The 23163-nt window shown below is 73.2% G+C and carries 21 protein-coding genes; 14 read left to right on the top strand and 7 right to left on the bottom strand.

Annotation, left to right across the window (positions count from 1 at the left end; translation table 11 throughout):
- Positions 1-3: 3 nt before the first annotated feature.
- Both ACFYU9_RS34215 and ACFYU9_RS34210 read left to right on the top strand, forming a co-directional pair.
- Positions 4-177, top strand: coding sequence for a hypothetical protein (locus ACFYU9_RS34215; protein WP_389215559.1), 174 nt, complete (start codon positions 4-6; stop codon positions 175-177).
- Positions 178-286: 109 nt separating this feature from the next.
- Entirely contained in the window at positions 287-820 is a 534-nt protein-coding gene (locus ACFYU9_RS34210; protein ID WP_389215562.1) for a GNAT family N-acetyltransferase, read from the top strand.
- On the opposite strand, the gene ACFYU9_RS34205 is transcribed toward ACFYU9_RS34210, so the two are convergent.
- On the bottom strand, positions 763-4449 hold the full coding sequence (locus ACFYU9_RS34205; RefSeq protein ID WP_389347434.1) for a S41 family peptidase: 3687 nt from the start codon (positions 4447-4449) through the stop codon (positions 763-765). The two genes, ACFYU9_RS34210 and ACFYU9_RS34205, sit on opposite strands and share 58 nt — an antisense overlap.
- Positions 4450-4631: 182 nt before the next feature.
- On the opposite strand from ACFYU9_RS34205, the gene ACFYU9_RS34200 reads away from it, so the two are divergent.
- Both ACFYU9_RS34200 and ACFYU9_RS34195 read left to right on the top strand, forming a co-directional pair.
- Positions 4632-5204, top strand: coding sequence for a TetR/AcrR family transcriptional regulator (locus ACFYU9_RS34200; protein ID WP_389215568.1), 573 nt, complete (start codon positions 4632-4634; stop codon positions 5202-5204).
- 138 nt (positions 5205-5342) lie between these two features.
- Positions 5343-7580: an MMPL family transporter gene (locus tag ACFYU9_RS34195; RefSeq protein WP_389347431.1), complete on the top strand. Its 2238-nt coding sequence runs from the start codon at positions 5343-5345 to the stop codon at positions 7578-7580.
- A gap of 132 nt (positions 7581-7712) precedes the next feature.
- On the opposite strand, the gene ACFYU9_RS34190 is transcribed toward ACFYU9_RS34195, so the two are convergent.
- Positions 7713-8075 carry an SsgA family sporulation/cell division regulator gene (locus ACFYU9_RS34190; RefSeq protein ID WP_389215574.1) on the bottom strand — a complete coding sequence of 121 codons (363 nt, stop codon included), beginning with the start codon at positions 8073-8075 and terminating at the stop codon, positions 7713-7715.
- Between the two features lie 140 nt (positions 8076-8215).
- Between ACFYU9_RS34190 and ACFYU9_RS34185 the strand changes: the two genes are divergently transcribed.
- The 4 genes from ACFYU9_RS34185 to ACFYU9_RS34170 all read left to right on the top strand — a co-directional run bounded on the left by ACFYU9_RS34185 (position 8216) and on the right by ACFYU9_RS34170 (position 12031).
- Positions 8216-9256, top strand: a complete 1041-nt coding sequence (locus ACFYU9_RS34185; protein ID WP_389347429.1) for an energy-coupling factor ABC transporter permease — start codon at positions 8216-8218, stop codon at positions 9254-9256.
- A gap of 1 nt (position 9257) precedes the next feature.
- Positions 9258-10019, top strand: coding sequence for a cobalt ECF transporter T component CbiQ (gene cbiQ, locus ACFYU9_RS34180; protein WP_389215580.1), 762 nt, complete (start codon positions 9258-9260; stop codon positions 10017-10019).
- Positions 10007-10774, top strand: a complete 768-nt coding sequence (locus ACFYU9_RS34175; RefSeq protein WP_389215583.1) for an energy-coupling factor ABC transporter ATP-binding protein — start codon at positions 10007-10009, stop codon at positions 10772-10774. The genes cbiQ and ACFYU9_RS34175 overlap by 13 nt, the downstream gene beginning before the upstream one ends.
- 93 nt (positions 10775-10867) lie before the next feature.
- Positions 10868-12031, top strand: a complete 1164-nt coding sequence (locus ACFYU9_RS34170; RefSeq protein WP_389216055.1) for a serine hydrolase domain-containing protein — start codon at positions 10868-10870, stop codon at positions 12029-12031.
- A gap of 16 nt (positions 12032-12047) precedes the next feature.
- Here ACFYU9_RS34170 and ACFYU9_RS34165 read toward each other — a convergent pair whose 3' ends face one another.
- The 5 genes from ACFYU9_RS34165 to ACFYU9_RS34145 form a co-directional block, all read right to left on the bottom strand.
- A complete protein-coding gene (locus ACFYU9_RS34165) occupies positions 12048-12563 on the bottom strand; it encodes an RICIN domain-containing protein (protein ID WP_389215586.1) in 516 nt (171 codons plus the stop codon).
- Between the two features lie 114 nt (positions 12564-12677).
- On the bottom strand, positions 12678-13532 hold the full coding sequence (locus ACFYU9_RS34160; RefSeq protein WP_389215589.1) for an EamA family transporter: 855 nt from the start codon (positions 13530-13532) through the stop codon (positions 12678-12680).
- Positions 13529-14017 carry a YbaK/EbsC family protein gene (locus ACFYU9_RS34155; protein WP_389347427.1) on the bottom strand — a complete coding sequence of 163 codons (489 nt, stop codon included), beginning with the start codon at positions 14015-14017 and terminating at the stop codon, positions 13529-13531. Before ACFYU9_RS34155 ends, ACFYU9_RS34160 begins: the two co-directional genes overlap by 4 nt.
- A gap of 54 nt (positions 14018-14071) precedes the next feature.
- Positions 14072-15727, bottom strand: coding sequence for a penicillin-binding transpeptidase domain-containing protein (locus ACFYU9_RS34150; protein ID WP_389347425.1), 1656 nt, complete (start codon positions 15725-15727; stop codon positions 14072-14074).
- Positions 15728-15875: 148 nt separating this feature from the next.
- A complete protein-coding gene (locus ACFYU9_RS34145; protein WP_389215598.1) occupies positions 15876-17639 on the bottom strand; it encodes a dolichyl-phosphate-mannose--protein mannosyltransferase in 1764 nt (587 codons plus the stop codon).
- A 96-nt stretch (positions 17640-17735) separates the two neighbouring features.
- On the opposite strand from ACFYU9_RS34145, the gene rsmI reads away from it, so the two are divergent.
- From rsmI to ACFYU9_RS34115, 6 genes are all read left to right on the top strand, one after another.
- On the top strand, positions 17736-18614 hold the full coding sequence (gene rsmI / locus ACFYU9_RS34140; protein WP_389347423.1) for a 16S rRNA (cytidine(1402)-2'-O)-methyltransferase: 879 nt from the start codon (positions 17736-17738) through the stop codon (positions 18612-18614).
- Between the two features lie 139 nt (positions 18615-18753).
- On the top strand, positions 18754-19200 hold the full coding sequence (locus ACFYU9_RS34135) for a hypothetical protein (RefSeq protein ID WP_389215604.1): 447 nt from the start codon (positions 18754-18756) through the stop codon (positions 19198-19200).
- A gap of 41 nt (positions 19201-19241) precedes the next feature.
- On the top strand, positions 19242-20111 hold the full coding sequence (locus ACFYU9_RS34130) for a TatD family hydrolase (protein WP_389347421.1): 870 nt from the start codon (positions 19242-19244) through the stop codon (positions 20109-20111).
- A gap of 72 nt (positions 20112-20183) precedes the next feature.
- Positions 20184-21341 carry a ubiquitin-like domain-containing protein gene (locus ACFYU9_RS34125; protein WP_389347419.1) on the top strand — a complete coding sequence of 386 codons (1158 nt, stop codon included), beginning with the start codon at positions 20184-20186 and terminating at the stop codon, positions 21339-21341.
- Between the two features lie 41 nt (positions 21342-21382).
- A complete protein-coding gene (gene rsmA / locus ACFYU9_RS34120) occupies positions 21383-22267 on the top strand; it encodes a 16S rRNA (adenine(1518)-N(6)/adenine(1519)-N(6))-dimethyltransferase RsmA (RefSeq protein WP_389347417.1) in 885 nt (294 codons plus the stop codon).
- The gene (locus tag ACFYU9_RS34115) at positions 22264-23160 is read left to right on the top strand and encodes a 4-(cytidine 5'-diphospho)-2-C-methyl-D-erythritol kinase (RefSeq protein ID WP_389347415.1); all 897 of its coding nucleotides are present in this window, start codon (positions 22264-22266) and stop codon (positions 23158-23160) included. The genes rsmA and ACFYU9_RS34115 overlap by 4 nt, the downstream gene beginning before the upstream one ends.
- Positions 23161-23163: the final 3 nt, after the last annotated feature.

The raw sequence follows: 23163 nt of genomic DNA, 5'->3' as shown, positions 1-23163 counted from the left end.
TTCATGGGCGTTCAGGACCAGTTCAAGGACAAGGCGCAGCATCTCGCCGACCAGGCCAAGCGGGCCAAGGGCAGCGCGAAGGACGAGGCGTCCGAGCGCGCCCAGCAGGCGCGGGAGAAGCAGCAGCAGGCCCGTGACGAGGCACAGGACCGCTTCGACATGGACTACGACGCCTGACGCCGTCCTGTGAGGAAGGCGCACCCGGGACGCCGGGTGCGCCTTCGCGTTTGGCCTGCCTGTGGATAACTTCCTGCACGGAATCGCGGAGTTACGTACCGTGATCCCCATGTCCGTGACTGAGTTCGTACTTGAGCGACTGCGACCCGACCACGCGCCCGCCCTGCTCGTCTTCGAGCGGGAGAACCGGGCCTTCTTCGCCGCGTCCGTGCCCGACCGCGGGGACGCGTATTTCGACGAGTTCGACGCGCGGCACCGGGCCCTGCTGGCGGAGCAGGAGACCGGCGCCATCCTCTTCCACGTGCTGGTCGCGGGCGACGGGGAGATAGTCGGGCGGTTCAACCTGGTCGACGTGGCCGACGGAAGCGCCGAACTGGGCTACCGGGTCGCCGAGAAGGCGACCGGACGCGGGGTGGCGACCGGGGCGATACGCGAGCTGTGCGCCCGGGCCCGCGAGGAGTACGGGCTGCACCGGCTCACCGCCGCCACCACCCTCGACAACGCCGCCTCCCGGGCGGTGCTCGCCCGGGTCGGGTTCGGCGCGGTCGGCGGGGTCGTGCTCGGCGACGGGGAGCCGGGCACCGCCTACGAGCTGGATCTGGGCGGGAGCTTGGGCCGGGAGCGGTCCGGCACGGCCTCGTAGCCGGGCGGGCTCGCGGGCGGGTTCTCGTCCAGGAGGGCGACGGCGATGTGCACGGCGTCGTCCAGCTGGGCGTGCCGGCCCTCGGCCCAGTCGAGCGGGGTGCGCAGGATCGCGAGGTCCGGTGCCACGCCGTGGTTCTCGATGGACCAGCCGTACTCGGGGAACCAGGCCGCGTTCATCGGGACCGTGATCTGGGTGCCGTCGCCGAGCCGGTGGCGGCCCGTCATGCCGACGACTCCACCCCAGGTGCGCTGGCCGACGACCGGGCCGAGCCGCAGCAGTTTGAAGGCGGCGGTGATCATGTCGCCGTCGGAGGAGGTGGCCTCGTCGGCGAGGGCGACGATCGGGCCGCGCGGGGCGTTGGAGGTGTACGAGACGGGCTGGGCGTTGCGGGTGAGGTCCCAGCCCAGGATCTTGCGGGTCAGTTTCTCTATCACCAGCTCGCTGATGTGGCCGCCGGCGTTGCCGCGGACGTCCACGATGAGGGCCGGCCGGGAGACCTCCATCCGCAGGTCGCGGTTGAACTGGGCCCAGCCGGAGCCGCCCATGTCCGGGATGTGGAGGTAGCCGCAGCGCCCGCCGCTGACCTCCCGGACCACCGCGCGCCGCTTGGCCACCCAGTCCTGGTAGCGCAGCGGGCGTTCGTCGACGAGGGGGACGACGGCGACGCGGCGGGCGCGGCCCTCGCCCTCGGCCGGGGTGAAGGTGAGTTCGACGGTGGTGCCGCCGGTGCCGGAGAGGAGGGGATAGGGGCCGGTGACGGGGTCGACGGGACGGCCGTCGACATGGGTGAGGACGGCGCCCTCGCGGATGCCGGTGCCCGCGAGCGGCGAGCGGGCCTTGGAGTCGGAGGAGTCGCCGGGCAGGATCCGCTTGACCATCCAACCGCCCTCGCGGTGCACGAGGTTGGCGCCGAGCAGGCCCTGGGCGCGCTGGTAGTGCGGCGGTCCCTCGTTGCGCCGGGCCGGGCTGACGTACGCGTGGGAGGTGCCCAGCTCGCCCATGACCTCGCGCAGCAGGTCGGCGAACTCGTCGGGGGAGGCGACCCGTTCGACGAGCGGCCGGTACTGGTCGAGCACGGCCGGCCAGTCGACGCCGCCCATGTCCGGCTCCCAGAAGTAGGCGCGGACGATCCGCCCGGCCTCGTCGAAGGCCTGCCGCCACTCGGCGGCCGGGTCGACCTCGTGCACGATCCGCCGCAGGTCGAGGTAGACGGTGGAGTCGCCGTCGCCGGGTTCGTTGGCCGGGACCGCCCGCAGGTCGCCCTCGTCGTTCACGACCAGCCGGCTGCCGTCGCCGCTGACCGCGAACGAGTCGAGGTGATCGACGAGTTCGGTCTTGCGGGCCTTGATGATGCTGTAGTGCTCCAGCGTGGGACGGGGGGAGGGATCGGAGGGGTTGGCGAAGGTCTCGCCGAGGGCGCCGGAGATCGGCCAGCGCAGCCACACCAGTCCGCCGCCGGCGACCGGCTGGAGCGCGGAGTACTTGGAGGCGGTCACGGGGAAGGGCGTGACCCGGTCGGGCAGGCCCTCGATCTCGACGGTCACCGTGCCGTCCCCGGCGCCCGCCTCCTCGTCGGCGGGGTCCATGCCGCCTGCGGCGGGCCGTCCGTCGGGCAGCAGCGCGAAGGGAGAGGGGGTGGCCGAGGAGAGCGGCACGAGATAGGGGCGGCAGCCCAGCGGGAAGGACAGGTCGCCGGTGTGCACGTCGTACACCGGGTCGAAGCCCCGCCAGGAGAGGAAGGCGAGATAGCGGCCGTCGCGGGTGAAGACCGGGTTCTCGTCCTCGAAGCGCCCGTTGGTGACGTCCACGATGAGGCCGGCGCCCGGGCCGGCGATGCGGGCCATCTTGATGGAGCGCAGCGAGCGGCCGATGCCGGGGTGGGACCAGGTGAGCCAGCAGCCGTCGGGGGAGAACGCGAGGTCACGGACGGGGCCGTTGACGGAGCGGATCAGTTCGGTGACGACGCCGGAGGTGGAGTCGGCGGAGGAGGGGTCGGTGGAGGTGGAGTCGGCGGAGGAGGGGTCGGTGGAGGAGGCGTCGGTGGAGGAGGGGTCGGTGGAGGAGGGGTCGGTGGAGTCGGCGGTGGAGGAGGCGTCGGAGGAGGTGACGGAGGCGTCGGTTGCCGGGCCGTCGGTCGCGGGGGTGTCCTCTGCGGCAGCGTCTGCCGCGGAGGTGCTTCCTGCCGAGCCGGCCTCCGTCGAGCCGGCTTCCGTCGAGCCGGCTCCCGTCGGGCCGTCCGTCCCGCCTGGGTGCTCCGGGCCGGCGTCTTCGGCGGCGGGGGCCAGGGAGTCACCGGGCTCCCCGGGCGCGCCCGGTGCCTCGCCGAGCGCCGCCTCGTCAGGCTCCTCCGTGGTGTCGATGAGGAGCAGGCGGCCGTCGTTGGAGGCGATGGCGAGGCGTTCGCCGTCGGGGTCGGAGACCAGCTCCTCGACCCGGCCGAGCCGGCCGGAGGCGAGGCGGCGGGGGGCGCGGTCGCCGCTGGCCCGGGGCAGGTAGGCGACCTCGATGGCGTCCTCGCCGTCGGCGTCGGTGACGTAGGCGACCTGGCCGCCGCTGCCCAGCATCTCGGGCAGCCTGACCCGGACGCCGGGGGTGTCGGCGATGGTGCGGGCGGGGCCGTCGCGGTGGGTCAGCCAGTAGAGGCTGCCGCGCACGGTGACGGCGGAGGCGCGGCCGGTCTCGTCGACGGAGAGGGCGTCGACGTGGTGGGCGGCGGGCACCTGGTACGGGCGGCGGCCGGTGCGGGGGCCGCCGAGCCGGACGTCGAGGCGCCGGGGCCGGGAGCCGGCGGTCAGGTCGTCGACGATCCACAGCTCGCCGGCGCACTGGTAGACGACGCGGTGGCCGTCGCTGGAGGCGTTGCGGGCGTAGAAGTCGTCGTGGTCGGTGTGGCGGCGCAGATCCGTGCCGTCCGGGAGGCAGGAGTAGAGGTTGCCGACGCCCTCGTGGTCGGAGAGGAAGGCGACGCGCGTGGCGCCCGCGTGGCCGCCCTCGGCGGCGGGGGCGGTGACGATCATGGGCGCGGAGAGGTGGCCGCCGATGTCGGGGACCAGCTGCTCGCCGTGCAGCCACAGCCGGCCCATGGCGCCGCCCCGGTAGCGCTTCCAGGAGGCCGGCTCGTGCGGCGGGGTGCCGGTGAGGAGGAGGGTGCGGCGCTGGTCGTCCAGGTCGGCGACGGCGATGTCGGTGACCGGGCCCCAGGGCATCCGGCCGCCGGGGGTGCCGTCGGTGGGGACGGTGTACGCCCAGGAGAAGTACGAGAAGGGCTGGCCGTGGGAGGAGACGGCGAGGATGTCCGAGGTGCCGTCCTCGTTGGGCGGTGACCAGCCGCAGACCCGGGTGTCGGTGGAGCCCCAGTAGGTGAGCCGCCGGGAGGGGCCGCCGTCGACCGGCGCGAGGTGGATCTCCGGGTCGAGGCTGCGCCAGCTCGTGTAGGCGATGTGGTGCCCGTCCGGCGAGAAGCGCGGGTGGCCGACCCGGGTCCGGTCGGCGGTGATCCGCCAGGCCCGGCCGGGCCGGTGGCCCTCGGGGACGAGGGGGGAGACCCAGAGGTCGTCCTCGGCCGCGAAGCACAGCAGTTCGCCGTGGAGGTGCGGGAAGCGGAGATACGCGAGGTCGTCCGTCACCTCCTCATGCTTTCCGCGTAAAGGGGGTGCGGCAACTCGTACGTGTGTCCAGGGCTGACGCCCGGCAGTGGCCCGCCGTGTGGGCGAGGACACGTACGAAACGGTTTCGTTTCGTTAGGTCCCCGGGTATCGTCGTGGTGTACGAAACCGTTTCGTTCGCGCGCAGGGATCGGAGGCCGGACATGGCACGCAGCAGGCTCACCCCCGAACGGGCGGCCGAGCTGTACGAAGCCGTGCTCGACCTGCTGCGCGAGGTCGGCTACGACGCCCTCACCATGGACGCCGTCGCCGCCCGCACCCGGTCCAGCAAGGCCACCCTCTACCGCCAGTGGGGGAGCAAGCCCGAGCTCGTCGCCAAGGCCCTGCGCCACAACAAGCCGGTCACGCTCACGCGGATCGACACGGGCAGCCTGCGCGGCGACCTGCTGGCGGACCTGGAGCGGGCCGACGACTGCCAGATGGAGCGGGACTCCGCGCTGATGCGGGGCCTGGCCCATGCCGTTCACACCAACCCCGACCTGCTCGAGGCGCTGCGCGAGCACCTCATCGAGCCCGAGATGGCCAGCCTCGACGAGGTGCTCGACCGGGCCGTCCGGCGGGGCGAGATCAGTGCCGACAACCCGGCCCTGAAACTCGTGCCGCACATGATGATCGGAGCGTTCATCGCCCGCCCGCTGATCGATGAGCAGCCGGTGGACTCCGCGTTCCTCCGTGCCTACGTCGACGCCGTCGTGCTCCCCTCACTCGGCGCCTGACCCCTCCGCGGGACCCCCGCGCAAGACCACCCCGCGCAGGACCCCTTCCGCACCACCCGCACCACCTGACGTCGCACCGCTCACGCCGTCGGGCCGGCTCCCCATGCCCTGTCCCACCCACTCTTGGGAGTAGCCCCCGTGGCCACGTTCCTCTACAAGCTCGGCCGCGCCGCCTTCCGGCGCGGCCGGCTCGTCGCCCTGATCTGGGTGGCGCTCCTCGCCCTCGCCGGCGTCGGCGCCGCCACCGCGTCCACCGCGACGTCCAGCTCCTTCTCGATCCCCGGCACCGAGGCCCAGCGCGCCTTCGACCTGCTGGAGCAGCGCTTCCCGGGCGGCAACGCCCAGGGCGCCACCGCCCGCGTGGTCTTCCAGGCCCCGGCCGGCCAGACGATGAAGGACCCCGCCAACAAGGCCGAGGTCGAGAAGACCGTCGCCGACCTCAAGGCCGGCTCGGACCAGATCGCGCAGGTCACCGACCCGTACGCGGCGCAGGCGATCTCCCGTGACGGCCGCGTCGCCTATGTCTCGGTGTCGTACAAGGTCAGCGGGATGGAGCTGAGCGACGCGACCCGTGACGCGCTCAAGGAGTCCGGCGCCCAGGCGCGGGACCACGGGCTCACCGTCGAGATCGGCGGCGACGCGCTGCAGAGCATCCCGGAGACCGGCGCGGGCGAGGTCGTCGGCGTGGTCATCGCCGGCATCGTGCTCGTCATCACCTTCGGCTCGCTGGTCGCGGCCGGACTGCCGCTGCTCACGGCGATCATCGGCGTCGGCATCGGCGTCTCCACGATCACCGCGCTCGCCAACGTGCTGGACCTCGGCTCTACCACCTCGACCCTCGCGATGATGATCGGCCTCGCGGTCGGCATCGACTACGCCCTCTTCATCGTCTCCCGCTACCGTGCGGAGCTTGCCGAGGGCCGTGCGAAGGAGGAGGCCGCCGGGCGCGCGGTCGGTACCGCGGGCTCCGCCGTGGTGTTCGCCGGTCTGACCGTGGTCATCGCCCTGGTGGGCCTGGCCGTCGTCAACATCCCGATGCTCACGAAGATGGGCTTCGCCGCGGCCGGCACGGTCGTGATCGCCGTCCTGATCGCGCTCACCCTCATCCCGGCGCTGCTCGGCTTCGCCGGTGACAAGATCGTCGGCCGCAAGCAGCGCAAGGCCGCCGCGGCCGCAGCGGAGAAGACGGCCGCGGAGAAGGCCGCCCCGCGGCAGGCCGGTGCCGAGAAGAACGGCAAGGCGAACGCCGGCACCCGCTGGGCCCGCTTCGTCATCCGCCGCCCGCTGATCGTCATGCTCGTCGGCGTCCTCGGCCTCGGCGCCATCGCCGTGCCGGCAGCGTCCCTGGAGATGGGTCTGCCGGACGACGGCGTGAAGCCCACCTCCACCAGCGAGCGCCGCGCCTACGACCTGCTCTCCGAGGGCTTCGGCCCCGGCTTCAACGGCCCGCTGCTCGTGGTCGTCGACGGCTCGAAGGGCGCCGCCGACCAGGCGGTGTCGGCCATCAAACACCTGGACGGCGTCGCGGCCGTCACCCCGCCGACCCCGAACAAGGCCGGCGACACCGCGATGATCACGGTCATCCCGAAGGACCGCCCGTCGTCCGCCGCCACCGAGCAGCTGGTCCACGACATCCGCGGCGCGACCGGCGACAACGTCCTGGTCACCGGCCAGACCGCGATGAACATCGACTTCTCGCAGAAGATGAACGACGCCCTGCTGCCCTATCTGGCGCTCGTCGTCGGCCTCGCCTTCCTGCTCCTCATGGTGGTGTTCCGCTCGGTCCTGGTCCCGCTGAAGGCGGCCCTCGGCTTCCTGCTCTCCGTGGTCGCCGCCCTCGGCGCGGTCGTCGCGGTCTTCCAGTGGGGCTGGCTGGGCAGCGTGTTCGGGGTCGAGCAGACCGGCCCGATCATGTCGATGATGCCGATCTTCATGGTGGGCGTCGTCTTCGGCCTGGCGATGGACTACGAGGTCTTCCTGGTCACCCGGATGCGCGAGGCGTACGTCCACGGCGCCCGGCCGGGCCAGGCGATCGTGACCGGCTTCCAGCACGGCGCCCGGGTCGTCACCGCCGCCGCGGTGATCATGATCGCGGTCTTCTCCGGCTTCATCGGCTCCAGCGAGCAGATGGTGAAGATGATCGGCTTCGGCCTCGCCGTCGCCGTCCTCTTCGACGCCTTCGTGGTCCGCATGGCGATCGTGCCGGCCGTGCTCGCGCTCCTCGGCCACAAGGCCTGGTGGCTGCCGAAGTGGCTCGGCCGCGTGCTGCCCAACGTGGACGTGGAGGGCGAGGGCCTGGCGGCCGCCGACGCGCCCGCGGCCGCCGGCCCGGCCGACCCCGCGGGACCGGCCGAGAAGGAGCTGGTCAAGGCGTGAGCCCGGGCCGGGGGCCCGTCACACCGGGCCCCCGACCTCCCGAAATCCCCGGGGCCGCCGCTTGAGCGGGCGGTGCGCCCCGGACCGCGCCGGAACCTGTGGGGACGGGGAGCCGACGCGACGCGTACGCCGTCAGCGTGCCTTGAGAGGCGCGCGGGCGGCGTACGTGTGCCTCAGGAAGCGCAGCAGCACGGCCGTGTCGAACTGCACCACCGCGACCCCGTCGTCCGTGTGGAACTCGACCACCGTCTGCACCCGCCCGCACGGCCACACCCCGACGTCACCGCGCCGGGCGGGCGCGCGCAGCCCGGTCTCCAGGAGGGCGCGCGGGAAGGACCACTCGACGCTGCCGGGGAAGACGAAGCGCACGGTGGGTGGTTCGGCGGCGGGGTCGTAGCGGAGGGCCACCGGGACGGGCCGCGAGAGCGGGGCGTCGCTGATGATCCGGCCTTTGACGTGGTCCTCGACTTCTCGGTCACCAGCGGCGTGGGGCATCGGACGACTCCTCACACTCATTCGCCTTATCAGTCCCTAATGTCCCACTTATCCCGGGCGGGCGCCCGGGGTGGGTACCGCACTCCTGACCGCTGGGCGCTCTTGCAAACCATTCGCAGGTGCGCTCTATCATTCGGGACGTGCATGTACCTGACGGATTCATCAACGCCCCCGTATCGGCCGCCGCCGGTGTCGTCGCCGCCGGCGCCGTCGCCGTCAGCCTGCGCGGAGCCCGCAGGGAACTCGACGAGCGCACCGCCCCGCTGGCCGGCCTCGTCGCCGCCTTCATCTTCGCCGTGCAGATGCTCAACTTCCCCGTCGCGGCCGGCACCAGCGGACATCTGCTCGGCGGCGCGCTGGCGGCGATCCTCGTCGGGCCGTACACCGGCGTCCTGTGCGTCGCCGTCGTCCTGCTCATGCAGGGCGTGCTGTTCGCGGACGGCGGCCTCACCGCGCTCGGCGTGAACGTCACCGACATGGCCATCGTCACCGTCGTCGTCGCCTACGCGCTCTTCCGCGGCCTGGTCCTCGTGCTGCCGCGCACCCGCCGCTCGGTGACCGTCGCCTCCTTCGTCGCCGCGCTCGTCTCCGTACCGGCCGCGGCCGTCGCCTTCACCGCCATCTACGCGCTCGGCGGCACCACCGACGTGCCGCTCGGCAAGGTCCTCACCGCGATGGTCGGCGTGCACGTCCTCATCGGCATCGGCGAGGCCGTCATCACCATGCTGACCGTCGGCGCGGTCATCGCCGTCCGCCCCGACCTCGTGCACGGCGCCCGCGGCCTCACCGCCCCGCTGAAGCTCCGCGTCGACGGCGAACTCGTCGACGCGGCCCCGGCCGCCCGGCCGGTCGCCGCCCGCTCTCCGAAGAAGCTGTGGATCGGCGGCGTCGTCACCGCGCTGGTCCTCGCCGGCCTGGTCTCCTTCTACGCCTCCGCCAGCCCCGACGGCCTGGAGAAGGTCGCCGTCGACCAGGGCATCGCCGGCCAGGCCAAGCCGCACGCCGCCGCCGACTCCCCGCTCGCCGGCTACGGCGTCAAGGACGTCTCCGACGCGCGTCTCTCCGGCGGCCTGGCCGGCGTGATCGGCGTCGGCGCGACGCTCGCCGTCGGCACCGGAGCCTTCTGGGTCGTCCGCCGCCGTGCGGCCGCGCCCGCGCCCACCGCCACGGAAGCGGGCTGACATGGGTGCGGGCCACGCGCACAAGCTCTACCGGCAGGGGCGGTCGCCGGTCCACGCGCTGCCCCCGCACACCAAGCTCGCCGCCGTCTTCGGCTTCGTCGTCGTGGTCGTCGCCACGCCCCGCGAGGCGATCTGGGCCTTCGCGCTCTACGCGGTGCTGCTCGGCGCCGTCGCCGCGCGCGCCCGCGTCCCGGCCGGCTTCCTGCTGAAGCGGCTGCTCATCGAGATCCCGTTCGTCGCCTTCGCCGCGCTCATGCCCTTCGTGGTGCCCGGCGAGCAGACGACCGTCCTCGGTGTGTCGCTGAGCGTCCCCGGCCTGTGGGGCGCGTGGAACGTCCTCGCCAAGGGCACCCTCGGCGTCGCCGCCTCGGTCCTGCTCGCCGCCACCACCGAGCTGCGCGCCCTGCTCCTCGGCCTCCAGCGGCTCAGGCTGCCCCCGCTGCTCGTCCAGATCGCCTCCTTCATGATCCGCTACGGCGACGTGATCAGCGACGAGATGCGGCGGATGTCCATCGCCCGCCGCTCGCGCGGCTTCGAGGCGCGGGGCGTGCGGCACTGGGGCGTCCTCGCGAAGTCCGCCGGCGCGCTCTTCATCCGCTCGTACGAGCGCGGGGAGCGCGTCCACCTGGCCATGGTCAGCCGCGGTTACGCCGGCTCGATGCCGGTCATCGACGAGGTCACCGCCACCACCGCCCAGTGGCGCCAGGCCGCCGTGCTGCCGCTCACCGCCCTCCTGATCTGCCTCCTCGGATGGACGCTATGACCACTGCCCCCTCGCCGGCTCCCTCGCTCGACGTGCGCGGCCTCGCGTACGCCTACCCGGACGGCCACCAGGCCCTCTTCGGCGTGAACCTGACCGTCGGGCGCGGCGAGCGGGTCGCCCTGCTCGGCCCCAACGGCGCCGGCAAGACCACCCTGGTCCTGCACCTCAACGGCATCCTGACCGGCGGCGCCGGCGGGGTGACGGTCGCCGGGCTGCCGGTGGAGAAGAAGCACCTGGCCGAGATCCGGCGCCGGGTCGGCATCGTCTTCCAGGACCCCGACGACCAGCTGTTCATGCCGACCGTCCGCGAGGACGTGGCCTTCGGCCCGGCGGCGGCCGGTGTGCGCGGCGCGGAGCTCGAAGCGGTCGTACGGCGGGCCCTGGCCCGGGTCGGCATGGAGGACTTCGCGGACCGGCCCCCGCACCACCTGTCCTTCGGGCAGCGGCGCCGGGTGGCCGTGGCGACCGTGCTGGCCATGGAGCCCGAGATCCTCGTCCTCGACGAGCCGTCCTCCAACCTGGACCCGGCCTCGCGCCGCGAGCTCGCCGACATCCTGCGCTCCCTGGACGTCACCGTCCTCATGGTCACCCACGACCTGCCGTACGCCCTGGAGCTGTGCCCGCGTGCGGTGATCCTCAGCGAGGGCGTGATCGCGGCCGACGGGCGGACCGCGGAGATCCTGTCGGACGAGGAACTGATGGCGCGGCACCGGCTCGAACTGCCCTACGGCTTCGTGCCGAGCTCCGTCGCCTGACGGGCCGGACGGCTCCGGCGGACCCCGGAATCCCCTCGCGCGCGGCCGCGTTGCACCATGGGGGTCGTTCGTACGAGAGGAAGCGTGGATCAGGTGGACGTCCGGGGCACGGTGGCGGCGGGTTTCGAACCGGTCAGGGACGCGTTCCTGCGCAACTTCGAGCAGCGCGGCGAGAAGGGCGCGGCGGTCGCGGTCTACCGGGACGGCGCGAAGGTCGTCGACCTGTGGGCGGGCACCCGTGACGTCGACGGCGAGGCGCCGTGGGCGCTGGACACCGCGCAGGTCGTCCGCTCGGCCACCAAGGGCGTCTCCGCCGCCGTGCCGCTGCTGCTCCACCAGCGCGGCCAGCTCGACCTGGACGCGCCGGTCGGCACGTACTGGCCGGAGTTCAAGGCGGCCGGCAAGGACCGGGTGACCGTACGGCAGCTGCTCGCGCACCGCGCGGGCGTGCCGGTCCTGGACCGGCCGCTGACCCTCGCCGAGGCCGTCGACCTGGACACCGCGATGCGCGCGATAGCCGCGCAGGCGCCCGTCTGGGAGCCCGGCACCGCGCACGGCTACCACGCCCACACCTTCAGCTGGCTGCTCTCCGGCCTGGTCCACCGGGTCACCGGCCGCACCATAGGCCGCTGGGTCGCCGAGGAGATCGCCCGCCCGCTGGGCCTCGACCTGTGGATCGGGCTGCCCGAGGAGGAGGCCCACCGGGTCGGCCGCCTGGGCCCCGTGGACGAGATCGAGCCGGCCGACAGCCCGATGCTGAAGCTGCGCCCGAAGCCCTCGGTGACGGCGGCCTACCGGGACCCGGCGTCGCTGACCCGGCGCGCCTTCGGGGTCATCGAGCCGAGGCCCGACGAGAACGACCCGGTGTACCGGGCCGCCGAACTCCCCGGCTCGGCCGGTGTCGCCACCGCCCGCGCCCTGGCCCGCTTCTACGCCTCCACGCTCGGCCCGGTCGACGGCGGCCCGCGCCTGTTCGCCCCGGCCACGCTCACCCTGGCCCGCACCGAGGAGTCCGCCGGCCCCGACCGGGTCCTCGTCGTGGGCACCCGCTTCGGCCTCGGCCACATGCTCCACGGCCCGGCTTCGCCGCTCCTCGGCCCGAGCTCCTTCGGCCACCCCGGCCGCGGCGGCTCCCTCGGCTTCGCCGACCCGGACACCGGCGTCGCCTTCGGCTACGTCACCAACGGCATGCGCAAGACGGTCACCGCCGACCCGCGCGCCCAGGCCCTGGTGCGCGCGGTCCGGGCGGCTCTGTGACGCTCCCGCCCGGGCGTCAGCGGATGTACCACTCCTGGTCGAGGTAGTCCTCGCAGTCGTACTGGAACGGGATCCGCCCGGCCTCGGTGCCCTGCATCGCCAGGCACTTGCCGCTGTTGAGGTTCTTCAGCTTGAAGCGGTCCGGGTCGGGCGTGAGGACCTTCTGCCAGTACTGGTCCGCGAAGCCCCAGCAGTCGTACTGGAACGGGACGGCCCCGTTGTCGGAGCCCTGGACCACGAGGCACTTGCCGCTGTTCGCGTTCTTCAGCCGGTACACGCCGGGCGTCGGCGCGTCCGTCTCGTCGAAGATCCAGTTCTGGTCCGCGAAGTCCAGACAGTCCCATCCGAACGGCTTCGTCCCGCTCTCGAAGCCCTGCACGGCGACGCACTTGCCGCCGTACGCGTTCTTGAGGTGGAACGCCGGCTCCGGCTCCACGTAGTGCGCGGACGCGGATCCGGCGCCGACGACGAGCGTGCCGGCGGCGAGCACGGCGGTGGCCAGGGCGGTGCCGATGGTGCGCGACCTGATCATGTGATCTCCCTCGTAGGTGTGCGCGATCGATCTTTTCGAGCAGGACGATAGAGGGTGAGGTGCGCGGTTACGGTCGATTTGTCGATAGGTAGGGCGCCCTCCGGTTGGCCGGGCTCAACTCGCGTACAGCATCAGCCCGATGCCCAGCACCATCAGACCCGCCGCCGCCACCCTGGGGCCGCCGAAGCGTTCCTTGAACAGCAGCGCGCCGATGGCGGCGCCGACGATGATCGAGGACTCGCGCAGGGCGGCGATCGGGGCGAGCGGAGCCTTGGTCTGGGCCCACAGGACGAGGGCGTAGGCGGAGACGGACATGGCGGCGGCGAGGAGGCCGACGGCGGCGTGCGGGCGCAGGTCCGTCAGCAGGGCCGTGCGGCCGCGGGTGAACAGGGCGTACGCGGGGATCGCGAGGCCCTCGCAGAGCATCAGCCAGGCGATGTAGCCGAGCGGGGTGCCGGAGGCGCGGACGCCGAGGCCGTCGACGACCGTGTAGGAGGCGATGGACAGGCCGGTGGCGCCGGCGGCGAGCAGGGCCGGCCAGTGGGGGCGGGTGCCCTTGCCGCGGATGCCCCACAGGGCGAGGCCGGTGAGGCCCGCGCAGGCGACCGCGACGCCGGCGAGCTGGGCGGCGTCCGGGATCTCGCCGACGAAGACGGCGGCGAGCAGGGTGACGACGAGCGGCGCCGTGCCGCGCGCGATCGGGTACATCTGCCCGAAGTCGCCGAGCGCGAACGACTTCATGAGCAGCACGTAGTAGGCGATGTGCAGCACCGCCGAGGCGAGCAGATACGGCCAGGCGCCCGCCGCCGGCACGGGAGTGAAGCAGGCCGCGACGCCGCCGATCAGCGCGCCGCCGCCCGATATCAGCGTGAAGGACAGCAGCTGGTCCGTGACGCGCGCGGCGATCGCGTTCCAGGCGGCGTGCGTCACCGCGGCGATCAGCACCGCCACGGCGACCAGCGGCGTCACGCCGTGCGCTCGCGGACGTCCACGAGCCGGCCGCCCGCGTGGGCGATCAGCGACCGCGGGTCGAGCGCGAACACGCTGTGCGGATTGCCCGCCGCCGCCCACACCACCTCGTGGTCGAGCAGCCCGCGGTCGGCGAGCACCCGGGTGCGGGTGCGGTGCCCGAACGGCGGGACGCCGCCGATCGCGTACCCGGTCGTCTCCCGGACCACCTTGGCGTCGGCGCGGGTCACCGCCGCCACGCCCAGCTCCGCCCGTACCGCCTCCACGTCCACCCGCGACGAGCCGTCCATCAGGACCAGCAGCGGCTCCCCGTCGGCCGCGAACACCAGCGACTTCACGATCTCCGACACCGCGCAGCCGATCGCCTCGGCGGCCTGCTGCGCGGTGCGGGTCTCGTCCGGGAAGCGCCGCACCTCGACGTCGAGGCCCAACTCCCTCAGGGCCTCGGCGAACTGCGGATGGGCATCTGCGTGCGACATCGTCATGGGCCCGCACGCTATCGGTACGTCGAGGAGGCAGGCGACCCGGTTACGGCGCCGTCAGCGCGCGTTCAGCACCTGCGCCACCACCGGGCCGGCCGCCGTGCCGCCGTGCCCGCCGCCCTGCACGAAGGCCGCCGCCGCGAGGTCGTCCGCGAAGCCCGTGAACCAGGAGTCCGAGACGCCCTGGCCGTCGACCTCCGCCGAGCCGGTCTTCGCGCCCTTGTCCCCGGAGACCGAGGACATCACCCCGGTCGCGGTGCCGTACGGCGCGGTCGCCGTGAGCCGCATCATGTCCCGCAGCTGGCGCGCCACCGAGGACGGCAGCCTCCGCTCGGCCACGGCGAACTCGCGGTCGTCCACGTTCCTGGCGACCAGGTACGGCTGGCGGAAGGTGCCGTCCTTCGCCGTCGCCGTGATCGAGGCGATGTTCAGCGGGTTCATCGTGACGGTGCCCTGGCCTATGTACTGCTCCGCGGCCGCGCCGCCGCTCGCCTCGGGGACCGAGCCGTCCTCCGACGAGATGCCGGTCTTCCAGTCCAGGCCGATGCCGAAGACCTCCTTCGCCTCCCGGGCCAGCCCGAAGTCGTCGCCCTCGGTCTTCTCCACGTCGTCGATCTTCTTGATGAAGGCGGTGTTGCAGGACTTGGCGAAGCTCTTGCCGAACGTCGCGCCGTCCAGGGAGAAGCCGTCGAGGTTCCTGATCGTCCGCCCGTTGTACATCGCCGTGGGCGGACACTCCGTCACCCGGTCCGCCTGCACCAGGCCCTTCTCCAGGAGCAGCGCCGCCGTCACGATCTTCATCGTCGAGCCGGGCATGGTCTTGCCCTGGAAGGCCGTGTTGAAGCCCGTCGCCGGGTTGTTCGCGATCGCCCGCACCGCGCCCGTCGACGGCTTGACCGCCACCACCGACGCCGTGCCGTACCGCTTCACGGCCTTCTCGGCCGCCGCCTGCACATCGGCGTCGATCGTCGTCTCCAGCCGGCCCGGTTCGCCCTTGGCGAGGGTCAGCAGCGTCGTGTCGGGCACGCTCTGCGAGCCGGAGTCGATGTACACCTCGATGCCCGGCTTGCCGCCGAACGTGGACCCGTACCGCTGGCGCAGCTGGTCCAGGACCGGGCCGAGCGACGGGTACTTCTCCGCCGTCAGCTCCCGCCCCTTGTAGTCGACGGCCCTGATCTCGCCCGTCTTCGCCCCGCCGGTGCGGATCCTCGCCGTCGGCGTCGTCAGCTTGGGGTGCAGCACGCCCGGCTTCCAGTCGACCAGCGGCCGGCCCGTGGTCTGCCCGCGCACCACCGTCAACCGCGAGGTGTACGTCCAGGACCTGGAGATGCCGGTGGTGGTCACCGTCGCCTTCACCGTGAACGGCACCGTCGCCCCGCTCGCCGGGCCCGGCGTGATCGTCGCCGCGGAGACCTTCGCGTCCTCGCGGAAGCCGAGCAGGACCGGTCCGGCGGCGACCGGGTCGTTCGTCAGCCGGGCCGCCGTCTGCGACTCGCCCGTCGCCCAGGCGGCCAGGAAGTCCTTCGAGGTCGCCGTGACCTCCTCGGGCGTGACCGGCCCCGTCCTCCTCCCCTCGGACCCGGACGCCGAGTTCGTGCCCGAACCCGAGCCGCCGGTGATCCCGTTCCAGAGGTTGTACCCCCCGTAACCCACCCCGCTCGCGACCACGGCGAACACTCCGCCGACGATCGCGACCTTGGCACCACTGCGCATGACTGCGCCTCCTCCCCCAGGTATGGCCCCACAGGAACCCTACGAGGGAGGACCGACAGCCGCCCCGGTCGTTATCGGAAAGCGACCGTCCTGCCGGTTTTCCGCAACACCCGTCATCCGCCCGGCCGGTGCCCCGCGGATGCCGCCACTACACCCAGGTGTCCAGCCACATCCTGTTCCGCCACGCCTCCATCGGAATCGCCGTCCCGGTATACAGCGGCCAGAAGTAAATGAAATTCCAGACGATGAGGAGAACGAGCACACCCGCGCCCACCGCCCCGAAAGTCCGCCGCCTTTCCGAGGAACCCGGCGGTCCCACGATCGCCCCGATCATCATCGCCACCGCGAGGCACAGGAACGGCACGAACACCACGGCGTAGAAATAGAAAATGGTGCGTTCCTGATAGAGGAACCACGGCACCCAGCCCGCCGCGATCCCGCACGCGATCGCGCCCGCGCGCCAGTCGCGGCGGAAGGCCCAGCGCCACAGGATGTACAGGATCGCGAAACAGGCCGCCCACCACAGCAGCGGCGTGCCGAGGGCGAGGACCTCCTGGGCGCACTTCTCGGTGGCGCTCGCCGGGCAGCCGGCGGTGCCGGGCGCGGGGGACTCGTAGAAGTAGGAGACGGGGCGGCCGAGGACGATCCAGCTCCACGGGTTGGACTGGTAGGTGTGCGGCGAGGTCAGGCCCACGTGGAACTTGTAGACCTCGGTCTCGTAGTGCCACAGGCTGCGCAGCCACTCCGGCAGCCAGCCCCAGGTCCCGCCCCCGCCCATCCGGTCCTGCTCCGCGGCCCAGTGCCGGAAGTAGCCCTTGTCGGTGACGATCCAGCCGGTCCAGGAGGCGACATAGGTGAGGATCGCGACCGGGACGACGGAGAGGAAGGCCGGGACGAGGTCGCGCCTGGCCACCGCCGCGTACGGGCGGATCGCGCCGGCCGTACGGCGGGCGCCCAGGTCCCACAGGACCGTCATCAGGCCGAACGCGGCCATGATGTAGAGGCCGTTCCACTTGGTGCCGGCGGCCAGGCCGAGCATCACGCCCGCCATGAGCCGCCAGGGCCGCCAGCCGAGCCCCAGGGTCTCCGCGACCGACGCGTCCGGCCGCAGCACCCCTTCCTCGTCCGTCGGCAGCGCGCCCGCGAGCCGGGCCCGCGCCCGGTCCCGGTCGATCAGCAGACAGCCGAAGGCCGCGAGCACGAAGAACATCAGCACCTGGTCGAGCAGCGCCGTACGGCTCATCACGAAGTGCAGGCCGTCCACCGTGAGCAGCAGGCCCGCGACGCACCCGAGGAAGGTCGAGCGGAACAGCCGCCGCCCGATCCGGCACAGCATCAGCACCGACAGCGTGCCGAGCAGCGCCACCATGAAGCGCCAGCCCAGCGGCTCGAAGCCGAACAGCTTCTCGCCGATGCCGATCACCCATTTGCCGACCGGCGGATGGACCACGTACCCCGGATCCGTCGGCACGAGCACCGCGCCCGGGTCGGCCAGGATCGTCTTGTCGATGTCCTTGGGCCAGGCGCCCTCGTAGCCCTGGTTGATCAGGGCCCAGGAGTCCTTGGCGTAGTACGTCTCGTCGAATATCACCGCGTGCGGCTTGCCCAGGTTCCAGAACCGCAGCAGGCCCGCGACCAGGGCCACGAACAGCGGACCGCCCCAGGCGGCGAACCGCCACACCCGCTCGGCGCCGGCCGGCGAGATGCCGAACAGCGACCACAGCCGCGGCGAGGGCCGGGTGTACGGCGGCACGAGCCGCTCCCGCAGGCCGATCGACAGCGTGCCGGCGGCGCCCGCGACGGGCGGCCGGTAGCCGAAGCGCCGCAGCCGCTGCTGCCAGGAAGAGGGTTCTGCCACGGTCGGTGCCATGGGGTGCGGACCCTCCAGGGCCTCGGGTGCGGTACTGGTCACCGCGCCATCGTAGGGAACGCGCCTGTGCGCGTCGCCCGTAAGGGCGGGGAGTCCCGGGCTGGGTGGATGTCACAGCGGGCTGGGAGGATGTGAGGCGTGACTGGAACGCTCGTACTCGCAGGTACCCCCATCGGCGACATCGCGGACGCCCCGCCCCGGCTCGCCACCGAGCTGGAGAACGCGGACATCGTGGCCGCCGAGGACACCCGCAGGCTGCGCGGGCTCACCCGCGCCCTCGGCGTGCACACCAAGGGCAGGGTGGTGTCGTACTTCGAGGGCAACGAGTCCGCCCGGACGCCCGAGCTCGTCGAGGCGCTGGTGGGCGGGGCGCGGGTGCTGCTCGTCACCGACGCCGGCATGCCCTCCGTCTCCGACCCGGGCTACCGCCTGGTCGCCGCCGCCGTCGAGCAGGACGTCAAGGTCACCGCCGTGCCCGGCCCGTCCGCCGTGCTCACCGCGCTCGCGCTGTCCGGGCTGCCCGTGGACCGCTTCTGCTTCGAGGGCTTCCTGCCGCGCAAGGCGGGCGAGCGGCTCGGCCGGCTCCGCGAGGTCGCCGACGAGCGCCGCACCCTCGTCTACTTCGAGGCCCCGCACCGGCTCGACGACACGCTCGCCGCGATGGCCGAGGTCTTCGGCGCGGACCGCCGGGCCGCCGTCTGCCGCGAGCTGACCAAGACCTACGAGGAGGTCAAGCGCGGCCCGCTCGGCGAGCTCGCGCAGTGGGCGGCGGACGGCGTGCGGGGCGAGATCACCGTCGTCGTCGAGGGCGCCCCGGAGACCGGGCCGGCCGAGCTGGACGCCGAGGAGCTGGTGCGCCGGGTGCGGGTGCGCGAGGAGGCGGGCGAGCGGCGCAAGGAGGCGATCGCGGCGGTGGCGGCGGACGCCGGCATTCCCAAGCGCGAGGTGTTCGATGCGGTCGTCGCGGCAAAGAACGCGGCGGCACCGGGCCCCGGAAACGGTAAAGGACTAATCTGAAAGGCAAAGCGGAACCCGGCGGCGGGCCCGCTCCCAGGGCCTTTGGGCAAGGAAACGCCAAAGCGCGTCCATGGTTCTTCCGGAGCTGATGCGTTCCGGCCCGAAAAGGCGTCCACTGGTTCAGTGGAGAGGAGCTGGAATGACTGAGATCACCGGCACCGGAACGCCGTCCGTCGCCCATGAGGTCGCGCACGAGGCGTATGCCTTCGCCTGTATGAGATGTGGTTACGGCTGGGAGCAGGCGTACGACATCGAGCACCACGTCGACGCCCACGGGCACGGGTACGTCGTCTACAAGGCCGACGGCGCCCGGGTCCCGTCCCCGCTGTCCCGCCCCACCTGCATGAACTGCGGCAGCCACGTCGTCCGCATCATGCGCGCGGGCCAGGTCTCGTCCGTGCTCGACTCGGCGGCCGCGGCCGAGCACCACGGCCGCGGGGCCAGGGCGACGCGACCGGTGTCGATCGCCGGGCCGATCGGCCAGGAGCTGACCGAGGACGTCCCGGAGGCGGCGGGCGAGGAAAGGCCCCCCGTACCGCACCACTGGCATCTTTCCGACCTTCTCCACCCTTTCCGCAAGCGGTAATCCTTCGCGGGTGATCTCATGGCCCTCGTACGATCGGGGCCATGAGTTCCAAGGACGCCCCGCCGCCGCTGCCCGAGCCCCTGCTGGTCCCGGTCGCGGACTCGCACACCCATCTCGACATGCAGTCCGGCACCGTCGAGGAGGCCCTCGTCAAGGCCGCCGCCGTCGGCGTCACGACCGTCGTCCAGGTGGGCTGTGACATCAAGGGCTCGCAGTGGGCCGCGGAGACCGCCGCCCGGCACGAGAACGTGCACGCGGCCGTCGCCCTGCACCCCAACGAGGCCCCGAGGATCGTCCTCGGGGATCCCGACGGCTGGTCCCGCCAGGGCGCCCGCGAGGGAGGCGGGGACGCGGCGCTCGACGACGCGCTCGCCGAGATCGACCGGCTCGCCGCCCTGCCCTGCGTCCGCGCCGTCGGCGAGACCGGCCTCGACCACTTCCGCACCGGCCCCGAGGGCATGGCCGCGCAGGAGCGTTCCTTCCGCGCCCACATCGAGATCGCCAAGCGGCACGGCAAGGCCCTGGTCATCCACGACCGCGAGGCCCACGCCGACGTCCTGCGGGTCCTCGACGAGGAGGGCGCGCCCGAGCGGACGGTCTTCCACTGCTACTCCGGCGACGTCGCGATGGCGGAGATCTGCGCCGCCAAGGGCTACTACATGTCCTTCGCCGGCAACGTCACCTTCAAGAACGCCCAGCCGCTGCGCGACGCCCTCGCCGTCGCCCCGCTCGACCTGGTCCTCGTCGAGACCGACGCGCCCTTCCTCACCCCCGCGCCCTACCGCGGCCGCCCCAACGCCCCGTACCTGATCCCGGTCACCGTCCGGGCCATGGCGGCGGTCCGCGGGATCGGCGAGGACGAGCTGGCGGGGGCGATCGCCGCGAACACGGCCCGCGCCTTCGATTACTGATCCATAACGGTTACACCATGTGGTCGGGTCGTCGTGGAGAGTGACCGGCGCCGGGGCTAGGGTCCCGGCCTCGTGAGCACTCCCCAGGGCCACCGGTCCGGCGGCGGCGCCCGGCGGCGCAAGTCCGCCCCGCCCGCCGTCGAGGGCCTGCGCCGGATCGTCCCGCAGGCGCTCGTCGTCGCCTTCCTCGCCGGCGGCACCAGCGCCTTCGTGGCCAGCGACAAGGCCGTCCGGCTCTCCGTCGACGGCGTCCCGCGCACCCTGCACACCTTCGCCGACGGCATCGACGACCTCCTCGCCGACGAGGGCCTGGCCGTCGGCGAGCACGACATCGTCGCCCCCGCCCCCGGCTCCGGACTGGTCAGCGGCGACGAGGTGGTGGTCCGCTACGGCCGCCCCGTCGCCCTCACCCTCGACGGGCAGCGCCGCCAGGTGTGGACCACCGCGCGGACCGTCGACGGGGCCCTGCGCCAGCTCGGGGTGCGGGCCGAAGGGGCGTACCTGTCCGTCTCCCGCGGCGCGCCGATCTCCCGCCACGGCCTCGCCCTCGACGTGCGCACCGAGCGCTCGGTCACCTTCCTCGCCGACGGCCGCGAACGGACCGTGCGCACCAACGCGGCCACCGTCCGCGAGGCCGTCGACGACGCCGGCCTCACCCTGTCCGGCCAGGACACCACCTCCGTGCCGGCCGACTCCTTCCCGCGCGACGGCCAGACCATCACCGTGCTGCGGATCAGCGGCGGCGAGGAGATCCGCGAGGAGCCCGTCCCGTACGCCGTCGAGCGGACCCGCGACCCGGAGCTGTTCGCGGGCACCGAGCTCGTCGAGCAGCGGGGCGTGCCGGGCGTGCGCCGGGTCACCTACGCGCTGCGGACGGTCAACGGGGTGCGGCAGCGGCCGCGCCGGATCGCCGAGGAGACCGTGCGCGAACCCGTCCCCCAGCGGATCCGGATCGGCACCCGGCCGCTGCCGGGCTCGGTGGCCGGCGCCGACGGCCTGGACTGGGGCGCGCTCGCCGCCTGCGAGTCAGGCGGCCGGCCGACCGCCGTCGACGCCTCGGGGACGTACGGCGGGCTCTACCAGTTCGATCCCGGCACCTGGCGCGCCCTCGGCGGCAGCGGCGTGGCGCAGGAGGCGACGGCGGCGGAGCAGACGTTCCGGGCGAAGAAGCTGTACGTGCGGCGGGGCGCGAGCCCGTGGCCGCACTGCGGGCGCAGGCTGTACGAGTGAGCCGGCGGCCCGGCGGCCGTAGGGCCCCGTACGCTGTACCGGTGAGCACCACCACCGGCCCCGACAGCCCCGACGCCCTCCTCGGCCCCGCCGACATCCGTGAGCTGGCCGCCGCCCTCGGCGTCCGCCCCACGAAGCAGAAGGGCCAGAACTTCGTCATCGACGCCAACACCGTGCGGCGGATCGTCCGCACGGCCGAGGTGCGCCCGGACGACGTGGTGGTGGAGGTGGGCCCCGGGCTCGGCTCCCTCACTCTCGCGCTCCTGGAGGCCGCGGACCGGGTGACGGCCGTCGAGATCGACGACATCCTCGCCGCGGCGCTGCCGTCGACGATCGCCGCGCGCATGCCGCGGAAGAAGGACCGCTTCGCGCTGGTCCACTCCGACGCCATGCACGTCGAGGAGCTGCCGGGCCCGCCGCCCACCGCCCTCGTCGCGAACCTGCCGTACAACGTCGCCGTCCCGGTCCTGCTGCACATGCTGGACCGCTTCCCGACCATCGAGCGCACCCTCGTCATGGTGCAGGCGGAGGTCGCGGACCGGCTCGCGGCCCGGCCGGGCAACAAGGTGTACGGCGTGCCGTCGGTGAAGGCGAACTGGTACGCGGAGGTCAAGCGGGCCGGTTCCATCGGCCGCAACGTCTTCTGGCCCGCGCCCAACGTCGACTCCGGTCTCGTCTCGCTCGTCCGGCGCACCGAGCCGGTCGCCACGACCGCGGCCAAGAAGGACGTCTTCGCGGTCGTCGACGCGGCCTTCGCGCAGCGCCGCAAGACCCTGCGGGCCGCGCTCGCGACCTGGGCGGGCTCGCCGGCGGCGGCCGAGGAGGCGCTGGTGGCGGCCGGCATCTCGCCGCAGGCGCGGGGCGAGGCGCTGACGGTGGAGGAGTTCGCCCGGATCGCCGAGAACAAGCCGGAGGCCAGGGGATGAGCGTGACCGTACGGGTTCCGGCGAAGGTCAACGTCCAGCTCGCGGTCGGCGGCGCCCGGGCCGACGGCTTCCACGACCTGGCCAACGTCTTCCTCGCCGTGTCGCTGTACGACGAGGTCACGGCGACCCCCGCCGAGACGCTCACGATCACCTGCGAGGGCCCCGACGCCGACCAGGTGCCGCTCGACCGCACCAACCTGGCCGCGCGCGCCGCCGAGCTGCTCGCGGCCCGGCACGGCATCTCGCCCGACGTGCACCTGCACATCGCCAAGGACATCCCGGTCGCCGGCGGCATGGCCGGCGGCAGCGCCGACGGCGCGGGCGCGCTGCTGGCCTGCGACGCGCTGTGGGGCCTGGACACCCCGCGCGCCGAACTCCTCGACATCTGCGCCGAGCTGGGCTCCGACGTGCCGTTCAGCCTGGTCGGCGGTGCGGCGCTCGGTGTCGGGCGCGGCGAGAAGCTGACCGGGCTGCCGGTCGGCGGGACCTTCCACTGGGTGTTCGCGGTCGCCGACGGCGGGCTGTCGACGCCGGCGGTGTACGGCGAGTTCGACCGGCTGACCGAGGGCGTGGCCGTGCCGGAGCCGGCCGCCGCGCCCGCGCTGCTCGACGCCCTGCGGACGGGGGACGCGGTCGCGCTGGCCGGCGCCCTCGCCAACGACCTCCAGCCCGCCGCGCTGTCCCTGCGGCCCTCGCTCGCCGCGACCCTGACGGCGGGCACGCAGGCGGGCGCGCTCGCCGGCCTGGTCTCCGGCTCGGGGCCGACGACGGCGTTCCTGGTGAAGGACGCGGAGGCCGCCGCGTCGGTCGCCGCGGCCCTGATCGCCTCCGGCACCTGTCGGACGGCCCGGGTGGCGACCTCCCCGGCGGCCGGGGCGAGCGTCCTGGCCTGAGCG

The sequence above is a fragment of the Streptomyces sp. NPDC004327 genome, assembly GCF_042873935.1.
Taxonomy (GTDB): Bacteria; Actinomycetota; Actinomycetes; order Streptomycetales; family Streptomycetaceae; genus Streptomyces.
Note: the sequence above shows the minus strand (reverse complement) of the source record. Positions and strands in the feature narration are given on the sequence as shown.

Excerpts from the sequence above, each read along its gene's own strand:
- ACFYU9_RS34215 (WP_389215559.1), top strand. The coding sequence starts at position 4 with ATGGGCGTTCAGGACCAGTTCAAGGACAAGGCGCAGCATCTCGCCGAC.
- ACFYU9_RS34210 (WP_389215562.1), top strand. The coding sequence starts at position 287 with ATGTCCGTGACTGAGTTCGTACTTGAGCGACTGCGACCCGACCACGCG.
- ACFYU9_RS34200 (WP_389215568.1), top strand. The coding sequence starts at position 4,632 with ATGGCACGCAGCAGGCTCACCCCCGAACGGGCGGCCGAGCTGTACGAA.
- ACFYU9_RS34190 (WP_389215574.1), bottom strand. The coding sequence starts at position 8,075 with ATGCCCCACGCCGCTGGTGACCGAGAAGTCGAGGACCACGTCAAAGGC.
- cbiQ (WP_389215580.1), top strand. The coding sequence starts at position 9,258 with ATGGGTGCGGGCCACGCGCACAAGCTCTACCGGCAGGGGCGGTCGCCG.
- ACFYU9_RS34175 (WP_389215583.1), top strand. The coding sequence starts at position 10,007 with ATGGACGCTATGACCACTGCCCCCTCGCCGGCTCCCTCGCTCGACGTG.
- ACFYU9_RS34165 (WP_389215586.1), bottom strand. The coding sequence starts at position 12,563 with ATGATCAGGTCGCGCACCATCGGCACCGCCCTGGCCACCGCCGTGCTC.
- ACFYU9_RS34155 (WP_389347427.1), bottom strand. The coding sequence starts at position 14,017 with ATGACGATGTCGCACGCAGATGCCCATCCGCAGTTCGCCGAGGCCCTG.
- ACFYU9_RS34150 (WP_389347425.1), bottom strand. The coding sequence starts at position 15,727 with ATGCGCAGTGGTGCCAAGGTCGCGATCGTCGGCGGAGTGTTCGCCGTG.
- ACFYU9_RS34135 (WP_389215604.1), top strand. The coding sequence starts at position 18,754 with ATGACTGAGATCACCGGCACCGGAACGCCGTCCGTCGCCCATGAGGTC.
- ACFYU9_RS34130 (WP_389347421.1), top strand. The coding sequence starts at position 19,242 with ATGAGTTCCAAGGACGCCCCGCCGCCGCTGCCCGAGCCCCTGCTGGTC.
- ACFYU9_RS34115 (WP_389347415.1), top strand. The coding sequence starts at position 22,264 with ATGAGCGTGACCGTACGGGTTCCGGCGAAGGTCAACGTCCAGCTCGCG.